Origin of the sequence: Inquilinus sp. (genome assembly GCF_039594555.1) — a bacterium.
GTDB lineage: Bacteria > Pseudomonadota > Alphaproteobacteria > DSM-16000 > Inquilinaceae > Inquilinus.
On the sequence record NZ_JBCNNF010000266.1, the window covers coordinates 1 to 9,759 of the forward strand.

The window sequence follows — 9,759 nt, forward strand, 5'->3', positions numbered from 1 at the left end:
CCATCCTGGCCGGCGCCGGCATCGGCGTCACCAACGTCCTGCTGCCGGGGATCGTGAAGCGCGACTTCCCGGACAAGGCGCCGCTGATGACCGGCGTCTACACCATGGCGCTGTGCGCCGGCGCCGCCCTGGCCGCCGGCGCCACCCTGCCGCTGGCCCGGGCCGCCGACGGGTCCTGGGCCGCGGCCCTGGCCTTCTGGGCGGTTCCGGCAGTCATCGCCGCCCTGGTCTGGCTGACGCAGATCCCGCCGCGCCACGGCCCGGCCGCCCATGCCGGCTTCACCGTGCGCGGCCTGTGGAGCGACCCGCTGGCTTGGCAGGTGACGCTGTTCATGGGGCTGCAATCCTCGCTGGCCTACAGCGTCTTCGGCTGGCTGGCGCCGATCCTGCGCGACCGCGGCGTCGACGGCGTGGCCGCCGGGATCATGGTCTCGGTCTCGATCATGGTGCAGGTCGCCGCCGCGCTGGTTGCGCCATCGCTGGCCACGCGCGGCCGCGACCAGCGCCTGGCCGCCGCGCTGTGCATGGTGTTCTCGATCGTCGGCTTCCTGGGCTGCATCTTCGCACCGCTGGGCACGGTCTGGCTGTGGATCGTGCTGCTCGGCATCGGCCAGGGCGCCGCCTTCGCCGTGGCCCTGACGCTGGTGGTGCTGCGCACGCCGGACGCCCATGTCGCGGCCCATCTCTCCTCGATGTCGCAGGGGGTGGGCTACACCCTGGCCTCGGGCGGGCCGCTGCTGATCGGCCTGCTGCACGACTGGACCGGCGGCTGGGCGGCGGCGGGGGTCTTCGTCCTCGCCATCGGCACGGCGGCGGGAATCGCCGGCATCGGCGCCGGCCGGGCCCGCCTCGTCGCGGCCCGGGCCGTGGCCCGCTGACGCCGGATCCGGGGACCACGATGTCGGTCGACACCCAAGCCAGCCGCGGCCAGGCCGGCCTCGGCGCCGGCGCGGCGCTCGGCGCCTTCCTGATCTGGGGCTTCGCGCCGCTTTACTTCAAGGCGGTGGAGCATGTTGGCGCCTGGCAGATCGTGGCGCATCGCATCCTGTGGAGCGTCGTCATGCTGGGCCTGCTGCTGCTGGCCCTCGGGCGGCTGCACGAGATCCGCGACGTGCTGCGCAGCCGCCGCCGCTTCCTGACCTACTGCGCCACCACGGCCCTGGTGACCGCGAATTGGAGCGTCTTCATCTGGGCCGTGCTGAACGGCTACCTGGTGCAGTCGGCGCTGGGCTATTACTTGAGCCCGCTGATCAACGTCCTGCTCGGCGTCGCCTTCCTGGGCGAACGGCTGAGCCGGGCGCAGGTGGCGGCCGCCTGCCTGGCCGGGGTGGGCGTGCTGATCTCGGTGATCGGCGCCGGCGAGATCCCGTGGATCGCGCTGGCGCTGGCCCTGACCTGGGGCTTCTACGGCCTGATCCGCAAGCGCGAGAAGATCGATCCCTTCGTCGGGCTGATGGTCGAGACGGCCTTCCTGCTGCCGGTCTGCCTCGCCTACCTGCTGTGGCTGTGGAGCCGGGGCGCCGGTGCCTTCGGCCCGGTGGCGGCCGGCGGCGAGGGCTGGGCGATGTCGCTGGCGATCATGGCCTCGGGGCTGATCACCGGCCTGCCGATCGTGCTGTACATGATCGGGGCCCGGCACCTGCCGCTGTCGACCGTCGGGCTGCTGCAGTATCTGTCGCCGAGCATCAACCTGGTGCTGGCCACGCTGGTGTTCGAGGAGCCGCTGCGCCCGGCCACGCTGGTAACCTTCGGCTTCATCTGGGCCGGCCTCGTCCTGTTCACCATCGACGCCACCCGGCGGGCGAGGATGCCGGTGGCGCCGCGCCACGGCGTCGGCTGAGAGGCGAGCCTCCGAAACGAAAAGGGGCGCCCCGAGGGCGCCCCTTCTTCCGTCGGACAGCCGGCCGAGAATCAGCGGCTGTAGAACTCGACCACCAGGTTCGGTTCCATCTGGACCGGGTACGGCACGTCGGCCAGGGCCGGGGTGCGCACGACCTTGCCCTTGAAGGCGCCGTGATCGACCTCGATGTAGTCCGGCACCTCGCGCTCGGACGACGCGATGGCGCCCAGGACCAGGGCCATCTCGCGCGACTTCTGCTTGATCTCGATCACGTCGCCGTCCTTGACCTGGTAGGAGGCGATGTTGAGGCGCTTGCCGTTCACCAGCACGTGGCCGTGGTTGACCAGCTGACGGGCGGCGAACACGGTCGGGACGAACTTCATCCGGTAGACGACGGTGTCCAGGCGGCGCTCCAGCAGGCCGATCAGGTTCTCGCCGGTGTCGCCCTTGCGGCGCACGGCCTCGTCGAACAGGCGGCGGAACTGCTTCTCGCCGATGTTGCCGTAGTAGCCCTTCAGCTTCTGCTTGGACATCAGCTGCGTGCCGAAATCGGTCGGCTTCTTGCGCCGCTGGCCGTGCTGGCCCGGGCCGTATTCGCGGTTGTTCAGGGGGCTCTTTGGGCGGCCCCAGAGATTGACGCCAAGGCGGCGGTCGATCTTGTGCTTCGAATTCTGGCGCTTGCTCACGCGCGCGGTCCTTCTTCTCTCATGTTGTCCCGGTAGGCCCTGCCAATGGCAAAGCGGGGCGCCGGCTCACGCACCGGACCCGCGTTCCCGGGAATGGAAGCGGTGAAGAACGCTATTTGGGCCGCGATGTCAAGCCTGAAGCGGCTTTCCGCCCGGCGGGGAGTGCCACCGGCATCAGCCCGGCAGGTAGTGGATATGCGGCCGGCCGTGATGCGGCGACCGCTCGACATGGGCGCGCACGCCGAACACCTCACGGATCCGCGCTTCGGTCAGGATCTCCTCCGGCGCGCCGGCGCAGACCACCCTGCCCTCCCGCAGCAGCGCCACCGCGTCGCAGAACATCGCGGCCAGGTTGAGGTCGTGCAGCGCCACGATGCTGGTCGCCGGCAGCCGCCCGACCAGCGCCAGGATCTCGAGCTGGTGCTGCACGTCGAGATGGTTGGTCGGCTCGTCCAGCAGCAGCTCGGACGGGGTCTGGGCCAGGGCGCGGGCGATCTGCACCCGCTGCCGCTCCCCGCCCGACAGCGTGTGCCAGGACTGGCCGCGCTTGCCCGCCAGCCCGACCCGGCGCAGCGCATCCTCGACCGCCGCATCGTCACGGTCGCTCCAGGGCGACAGCGGGCCGCGATGCGGCGTGCGGCCGAGGCGCACCACGTCGATCACCGACACCTGCGCGTCGGTCATCGCCTGCTGCTCCACCAGCGCCACGCGGCGGGCGATGGCCGCGCGCGGCAGGTCGGCGATGTCGGCGCCGCCCAGGGTGATCACGCCGCTCTCCACCCGCCGCAGCCGGCAGATCAGGCGCAGCAGGGTCGATTTGCCGGCGCCGTTCGGGCCCAGCAGGCCCAGCATCCGGCCCGGCGCCGCCTCCAGCGTCACGCCGTCGACGATCATCCGGCCGCCGGCGGCCCAGCGCACGTCGTGGGTCGTGATGGTCATGCCGACCGCCTCGCCCGATAGAGCAGCACGGCGAAGGCCGGCGCGCCGAACAGGGCGGTGACCACGCCGATCGGCAGGATCTGCTGCGGGATGATGATGCGGGAGACGATGTCGGCCAGCACCATGAAGATGGCGCCGATCATCGCCGAGGCCGGCAGCAGCCGGGCATGGCCGGGCCCGACCAGGAAGCGCGCCGCATGCGGGATGACGAGGCCGACGAAGCCGACCGACCCGATGATGCTGACCATCGTCGCCGTCATCGCCGCGGTGGCCGCGAACAGCACCACGCGCACCCGGGTCACGGCGATGCCGAGCGAGGCTGCGGCGTCCGCCCCGAAGGTGAAGGCGTCGAGCGCGCGGGCGTGCAGGATGCAGAGGACGAAGCCGGCGGCCGCCACCGGCACCGCCACCTGCACATCCGGCCAGCGCACGCCGCCGAGGCTGCCGAGCAGCCAGAACATCACGCCCCGCGCCTGCTCGGCATTGGCCGAGGTGGTGACGATGGTGGAGGTCAGCGCGTTGAACAGCTGCGACCCGGCGACGCCGGCCAGGATCACCCGGTCGATGCCGCCCCCCACGCCGGCCGCCAGCAGCGAGACCAGCAGGAAGGCCAGGACGGCGCCGATGAAGGCGCCGCCGGACAGCGAGAGCGCCCCACCGCCGATGCCGGCGATCATCACCGCCACCGCGCCGGTCGACGCGCCGGCTGAGATGCCGAGGACATAGGGCTCCGCCAGCGGGTTGCGCAGCAGCGCCTGCAGGATGGCACCGGACAGGGCCAGCGCCGCGCCGCAGCAGGCCGCCACCAAAGCGCGGCTGAGCCGGTAGTCCCAGATCACCCCTTCCTGGATCGGGCTGAGCGCGAAGCCGGCGCCGAACAGCCGGTTGGCCAACGCCTGGAATGTGGTGGTCGGCGGGATCGCCATTTCGCCGATCGACACGGCCAGGGCGATGGCCACGACCAGCGCCGCCAGGGACAGCGCCGCCAGCAGGGCGCGGACGCCCCAGCCGCCATCGAGGAGCGGTTTCACCCCCCGAGACCGAAGCTCTTGATGCCGCGGGCCAGCGCCTCGATGCCGTCGACGGCGCGGATCGAGGGCTGCATCGCCTGCACGTCCATCACCACAATGCGATTGTCCCGCACCGCCTCGAGCCGGCTGGCCACGGGGTCGGTGGCGAGGAAATTCAGCTTCACCGCGGTGTCGTCGGCCGGATAGCGGCGGCGGCTCATCTCCGCCATCACGATGATCGCGGGGTCGGCGGCGGCGATGCGCTCCCAGCTCACCAGCGGCCATTCCTCCTCCGTGGTGATGACGTTGCGGGCGCCGAGCTGCTGCAGGATGTAGGCCGGCACGCCGTTCCTGCCGGCGACGAAGGCCTCGCCCGCCACCTCCTTGCTGGAGAACCAGAACACCACCGGCACGCCCCTGGCCTGCTGCCCCGCCACCGAAGCGATGGCCGCGGCCTCGCGCTGCCGCAGCTCGGCGACCAGCGCCTCGCCCCGGTCGGCGACGTCGAAGATCCGGGCCAGGTCGCGGATCTCCTGATAGACGAGATCCATGCTGAACAGCTGCTTGCGCACGCCATCGCCGCCGCCGGAATTGTCCTTCGCGACGCAATCGGCCGGCGAGATGTAGGTCGGGATGCCGAGGGCCGCGAACTGCTCGCGCGTGCCGACCGACCCCTGCGGCCCGACATGCCATTCATATTGGGCCGCGACCAGCTCCGGCTCCCTGCCCACCACGGATTCGAAGCTGGGGTCGTTGTCGGCCAGGCGCGGGATCTTGGCGTTCGCCGCCTCATAGTCCTTCAGCACCGGGCCGAACCAGACGGCGGTGCCGACGATGCGGTCGGCCAGGCCGAGCGCCAGCAGGATCTCGGTGCTGCTCTGCCCGATCGACACGGCGCGGCGAGGGGCGTGGTCGAAGGTGACGTCGACGCCGCAGTTGCGGAGCGTCAGCGGATACTGCGTCGGCTCGGCCCAAGCCGCCGGCGACAGGACGAGAAGCGCCAAGCCTGCCAGGGCCAGGACGCGCGAAGGGAAGGACCGGTTTGCCGTCAAGAGAGCCTCCTGCCCGGGCCACCCCGCCCGGAAAACGGATTGCGCTGCGACGGCAGGTCTCCTGGCTCGCGGATCATGGCTTCGCGTCGGCCTTCCCACCCGCAGCGCGGGCAGTGGCCTGGCCCTTGAGGGGCCACGAGGGCGTTCGGCGATCCGCTGACAGTTGCGGGGGCAGCCACGGATTCCGCCTCCGGAGAGGCGCCACCGTGTTCCCTTTTGATCCCATGCGGGAACCGTCACCGGATGTGTATCAGCGCGGCGGAGAGCCGGTCAATCCCGCAGAAGCCTTGAGTTTCATGCCAAAAGACACATCTTAAGATATATCTTGAAACCCATCTGGATCAGCCATATCTTACGATATATCGAAACTGAAGGAGTGAGTTCGATGTTCGGACGACACCATCGTGGGCACCACGGCGATTGCGGCGAGGGCTGGGGCGGACGGCATGGCCGCGACAATGACGAGATGTGGGCCGGCGGCGGCCGTGGCCGCGGCCGGTGGGGCCATGGCGGCGGCTTCGGCGGCCGGGGCTTCGGCGGGTTCGGCGGCGGCGACATGATGCGCGCCGGCCGGATGCTGGCCCAGGGCGACCTGCGCCTGCTGGCGCTGGCCCTGATCGAGCAGCAGCCGCGCCACGGCTACGAGATCATCAAGCTGATCGAGGACAAGACCGGCGGCTGGTACAGCCCGAGCCCCGGCACGGTCTATCCGACCCTGACCTATCTCGAAGAGGCCGGCTACGTCACGGTCGAGGCTGCCGAGGGCAGCAAGAAGCTCTACACCATCACCGCCGAGGGCCGCGCCTATCTCGACGGCAACCGCGGCATCATCGACGCCGTGCTGGGCCGCCTGGCCGCGGCCGGCGAGAAGATCGCCTGGGTCAACAAGATGATGGGCGGCGAGCGGGAGCGCGAGCGCGACCGGTCGAGCCGCCTGCCCTCCCTGGTCGCCGCGGCGCTGGACAATCTGCGCGAGGCGGCGGAGCAGAAGCTGGACGCTGGCGCCGACCCGGACGCCGAGACCCGCATCGTCGAGATCCTGGCCCGGGCCGCGGCCGAGATCCGGCGCGGCTGAGGGCGGCGGCATGAGCCCCGCCTTCCCTTCTCCGGTCCTGGCCCGGCTGCGTGACGCCGGGCTGCGGCCGACCCGGCCGCGCCGCGTGCTGCTGGCGGTGCTGGCCGAGGCCGACCACGCGCTCGACGCCCAGGAGATCCTGGGCCGGGCGCGGCGGCTGGACCCGCGGATCAGCCTGGCCACCGTCTACCGCTTCCTGGCGGCGCTGCGCCGGACCGGCATCGCCGGCTGGCGCGACCAGGCCCCGCCGCGCCTGGCGGCCAGCGCGGCCGCCGAGCCGGCACCGCCGGTGGAGACGCTGACGCTGGGCGACATCCAGCTGCGCGCCGCCCTGGCCGACGTGCTGCGCCAGTTCGGCTACCGCCTGGTGCGCGCCCGGTTGGAGCTGCAGGTCGAGCGGCTGCATCCCGATGCACCGCTGGCCGACGCGGCGCCGGCCGGCGCGGCTTGGCCGGCGCCGTCCTGACCCTGGCCGCGTCGCCTGACGGTTGGCGTCGCTGCTGGCCCGAAGCTGCGACCGCCATGCTAGGCTCCGGCTCCATGGCACCGACCTTCCTGATCGACGGGCCTGCCGAGGCCCGCACCACCCTCCTGCTGGCGCATGGCGCCGGGGCGCCGATGGATTCGGCCTCGATGACCGCGGCGGCGAAGGCCCTCGCGGAGGCCGGGTTCCGGGTGGCACGCTTCGAGTTCGGCTACATGGCGGCGCGGCGCACCGGCCAGCGCAAGCCGCCGCCGCGGGCCGAGACCGTGATCCCGGAATTCCGGGCGGCGGTCGAGGCCCTCGGCGCCACGGGACCTCTCATCATCGGCGGCAAGTCGATGGGCGGGCGCGTGGCCTCGATGGTCGCGGACGAGCTGCACGCCGCCGGCCGGATCGCCGGGCTGCTGTGCCTGGGCTATCCGTTCCACCCGCCGGGCAAGCCGGCGCAGCTGCGCACCGCGCATCTCGCCGATCTGACGACGCCGGCGCTGATTTGCCAGGGCACGCGTGACGAGTTCGGCACCCGGGACGAGGTCGCCGGCTATGCCCTGTCCGACCGGATCGAGCTGCTGTGGCTGGAAGACGGCGACCACGACCTGAAGCCACGCAAGAGTGTCTCCGGCTTCACCGCCGCCGCCCATCTGCGGTCGGTCGCCGCCGCGGTGTCGGGCTGGGTGGGGCGGATCATCCGGCCGTTGGGGTGATCGCTGCCCTCGGCCGAGACAATTGGATAGGGTGGGGCCACCCCCTCACCCGAAATCGCTGCGCGATTTCGACCTCTCCCCAAGGAGAGGTGAAGGGGCACTGACCTTGCTTCCCTCTCCTCGGGGAGAGGGAGGGGCCCGCCGCGTTGGCGGCGGGAGGGTGAGGGGGATTCGGGCCGCGCCGCTGAGCCAACCCCGTCGCCTACGGCTCCCCGCCCTTCCTTCGCCCCGCCAGGGCGACGATCATGCCGTGCAGGGTGCGCACCTCCTGCTCCGACAGCTGGGCACGCTGCAGAAAGGCGCGGATGTTGCGCTGCATGCTGGGCTTCTTCTCCGGCACCCGGAAGAAGTGGCCGGCATCGAGCGCGTCCTCCAGATGCTCGAACAGGTTGACCAGCTGCTCCTTGCTGGCCGGCGGCGCGTCCTCCTCATAGTCCAGCCGCCGCTCCGGCGTCGCGTCGCCGGCGGTGAACCATTCATAGGACACCAGCAGCACGGCCTGGGCCAGGTTCAGCGAGGAGAAGGCCGGGTTCAGCGGCACGTTGACCACGGCATCGGCCAGGGCGACGTCGTCATTAGTCATGCCGGTGCGCTCCGGCCCGAACAGGATGCCGGCGGCCACGCCCGCGGCGTGGTGCGCCCGCATCTCCGCCGCCGCCCGGCGCGGCGTCACCACCGGCTTCAGCTGGTCGCGCAGCCGCGCCGTGGTGGCGTAGACGGCGCCGAGATCGGCGATCGCATCCTCGGTCCGCTCGAATACCCGGACATTGTCGAGCACGGCGGCAGCGCCCGAGGCGGTGGGCACCGCCTTCGGGTTCGGCCAGCCGTCGCGCGGCCGCACCAGGCGCAGGTCGGTCAGGCCGCAATTCAGCATCGCCCGCGCCGCGGTGCCGATGTTCTCGCCCATCTGCGGCTCGATCAGGATGATCGCCGGGCCGCCCAGCAGTAGGTCGCGGGTCTGGTCGGTGCCGGCCATCAGCGGGGCGCCGTGGCGCCGGCCCGCAGCAGCGCATAGGTGAAGCTGTCGCCCAGCGCCTCGAAGGAGGCGTCGATGACGTTGGTCGAGACGCCGATGGTCGACCAGCGGGTGCCGTCGGCATCCTCGGTCTCGATCATCACGCGCGGCATGGCGCCCGTGCCCTCGTTCGAGCGCAGGATGCGGACCTTGAAGTCGACCAGCCGCAGCGGCTTGAGGCCGGGATAGATCGGCTCCAGCGCCTTGCGCATGGCGTTGTCCAGCGCGTTGACCGGGCCGTTGCCGAAGGAGACCTCGTGCAGGGATGCCTGGCCGACGCGGACCAGCACCGTGGCCTCGGATTCCTGCACCACCTCGCCGCGGGCGTTGAAGCGCCGCTCATCGACCACGGTGAACCGGTCCATGGTGAAGAAGGACGGCACCTGGCCCAGCATGCGCCGGGCCAGCAGCTCGAAGCTGGCGGCGGCGGTGTCGTAGGAATAGCCCTCGAATTCGCGCTGCTTCACCAGGTCGACCAGCCGCTCGACATTGCGGTCCTTCGGGTCGATGGCGATGCCGATCTCGGCGAAGCGCGCCAGGATGTTGGCCCGCCCGGCCTGGTCGGAGACGACGAGATGGCGGCGATTGCCCACCCGTTCCGGCGCCACATGCTCGTAGGAGCGCGGGTCCTTGGCAATGGCGGAGACGTGCAGCCCGCCCTTATGGGCGAAGGCGCGGCCGCCGACATAGGGCGCGCCGGACAAGGGCGTGCGGTTCAGCCGCTCGTCGAACCAGTGGCTGAGATCGGTCAGCGAGGCCAGGCCGGCCTCGGTCACCCCGGTCTCGTAGCCCATCTTCAGCATCAGCGTCGGGATCAGCGTGACCAGGTTGGCGTTGCCGCAGCGCTCGCCCAGCCCGTTCAGGGTGCCCTGGATCTGGCGCACCCCGGCCCGCACCGCCGCCAGGCTGTTGGCCACGGCGTTGCCGGTGTCGTCATGGGTGTGGATGCCCAAG

At 71.4% G+C, this 9,759-nt stretch carries 11 protein-coding genes and 1 riboswitch; of the genes, 5 read left to right on the forward strand and 6 right to left on the reverse strand.

The window, feature by feature from the left end; all coding sequences use genetic code 11:
• Both ABDW35_RS24425 and rarD read left to right on the forward strand, forming a co-directional pair.
• Positions 1 to 878: MFS transporter (locus ABDW35_RS24425; protein ID WP_343716469.1), on the forward strand; the 878-nt coding region annotated here is incomplete at its 5' end.
• A gap of 20 nt (positions 879 to 898) precedes the next feature.
• Entirely contained in the window at positions 899 to 1,840 is a 942-nt protein-coding gene (gene rarD / locus ABDW35_RS24430) for an EamA family transporter RarD (protein ID WP_343716470.1), read from the forward strand.
• Between the two features lie 71 nt (positions 1,841 to 1,911).
• Here rarD and rpsD read toward each other — a convergent pair whose 3' ends face one another.
• From rpsD to ABDW35_RS24450, 4 genes are all read right to left on the reverse strand, one after another.
• A complete protein-coding gene (gene rpsD, locus ABDW35_RS24435) occupies positions 1,912 to 2,526 on the reverse strand; it encodes a 30S ribosomal protein S4 (RefSeq protein WP_343716471.1) in 615 nt (204 codons plus the stop codon).
• 174 nt (positions 2,527 to 2,700) lie between these two features.
• Complete coding sequence (locus tag ABDW35_RS24440; protein WP_343716472.1) at positions 2,701 to 3,465, reverse strand: ABC transporter ATP-binding protein; 765 nt, start codon at positions 3,463 to 3,465, stop codon at positions 2,701 to 2,703.
• Positions 3,462 to 4,496 carry an iron ABC transporter permease gene (locus ABDW35_RS24445; protein ID WP_343716473.1) on the reverse strand — a complete coding sequence of 345 codons (1,035 nt, stop codon included), beginning with the start codon at positions 4,494 to 4,496 and terminating at the stop codon, positions 3,462 to 3,464. The genes ABDW35_RS24440 and ABDW35_RS24445 overlap by 4 nt, the downstream gene beginning before the upstream one ends.
• Entirely contained in the window at positions 4,493 to 5,527 is a 1,035-nt protein-coding gene (locus ABDW35_RS24450) for an ABC transporter substrate-binding protein (protein ID WP_343716474.1), read from the reverse strand. The genes ABDW35_RS24445 and ABDW35_RS24450 overlap by 4 nt, the downstream gene beginning before the upstream one ends.
• Before the next feature lie 33 nt (positions 5,528 to 5,560).
• Positions 5,561 to 5,780, reverse strand: a riboswitch (cobalamin riboswitch).
• Positions 5,781 to 5,912: 132 nt separating this feature from the next.
• Here ABDW35_RS24450 and ABDW35_RS24455 point away from each other — a divergent pair.
• The 3 genes from ABDW35_RS24455 to ABDW35_RS24465 all read left to right on the forward strand — a co-directional run bounded on the left by ABDW35_RS24455 (position 5,913) and on the right by ABDW35_RS24465 (position 7,790).
• On the forward strand, positions 5,913 to 6,602 hold the full coding sequence (locus ABDW35_RS24455) for a PadR family transcriptional regulator (protein ID WP_343716475.1): 690 nt from the start codon (positions 5,913 to 5,915) through the stop codon (positions 6,600 to 6,602).
• A 10-nt stretch (positions 6,603 to 6,612) separates the two neighbouring features.
• Positions 6,613 to 7,068: a transcriptional repressor gene (locus tag ABDW35_RS24460; RefSeq protein WP_343716476.1), complete on the forward strand. Its 456-nt coding sequence runs from the start codon at positions 6,613 to 6,615 to the stop codon at positions 7,066 to 7,068.
• A gap of 74 nt (positions 7,069 to 7,142) precedes the next feature.
• Positions 7,143 to 7,790, forward strand: coding sequence for an alpha/beta family hydrolase (locus tag ABDW35_RS24465; RefSeq protein ID WP_343716477.1), 648 nt, complete (start codon positions 7,143 to 7,145; stop codon positions 7,788 to 7,790).
• Between the two features lie 202 nt (positions 7,791 to 7,992).
• On the opposite strand, the gene ABDW35_RS24470 is transcribed toward ABDW35_RS24465, so the two are convergent.
• Both ABDW35_RS24470 and ABDW35_RS24475 read right to left on the reverse strand, forming a co-directional pair.
• Positions 7,993 to 8,766, reverse strand: a complete 774-nt coding sequence (locus ABDW35_RS24470; protein ID WP_343716478.1) for an RNA methyltransferase — start codon at positions 8,764 to 8,766, stop codon at positions 7,993 to 7,995.
• The coding region (locus tag ABDW35_RS24475) for an alpha-isopropylmalate synthase regulatory domain-containing protein (protein WP_343716479.1) at positions 8,766 to 9,759 on the reverse strand (994 nt) is incomplete at its 5' end. The genes ABDW35_RS24475 and ABDW35_RS24470, both read right to left, overlap by 1 nt.

Excerpts from the sequence above, each read along its gene's own strand:
- rarD (WP_343716470.1), top strand. The coding sequence starts at position 899 with ATGTCGGTCGACACCCAAGCCAGCCGCGGCCAGGCCGGCCTCGGCGCC.
- ABDW35_RS24465 (WP_343716477.1), top strand. The coding sequence starts at position 7,143 with ATGGCACCGACCTTCCTGATCGACGGGCCTGCCGAGGCCCGCACCACC.
- ABDW35_RS24470 (WP_343716478.1), bottom strand. The coding sequence starts at position 8,766 with ATGGCCGGCACCGACCAGACCCGCGACCTACTGCTGGGCGGCCCGGCG.
- ABDW35_RS24440 (WP_343716472.1), bottom strand. The coding sequence starts at position 3,465 with ATGACCATCACGACCCACGACGTGCGCTGGGCCGCCGGCGGCCGGATG.
- ABDW35_RS24455 (WP_343716475.1), top strand. The coding sequence starts at position 5,913 with ATGTTCGGACGACACCATCGTGGGCACCACGGCGATTGCGGCGAGGGC.
- ABDW35_RS24460 (WP_343716476.1), top strand. The coding sequence starts at position 6,613 with ATGAGCCCCGCCTTCCCTTCTCCGGTCCTGGCCCGGCTGCGTGACGCC.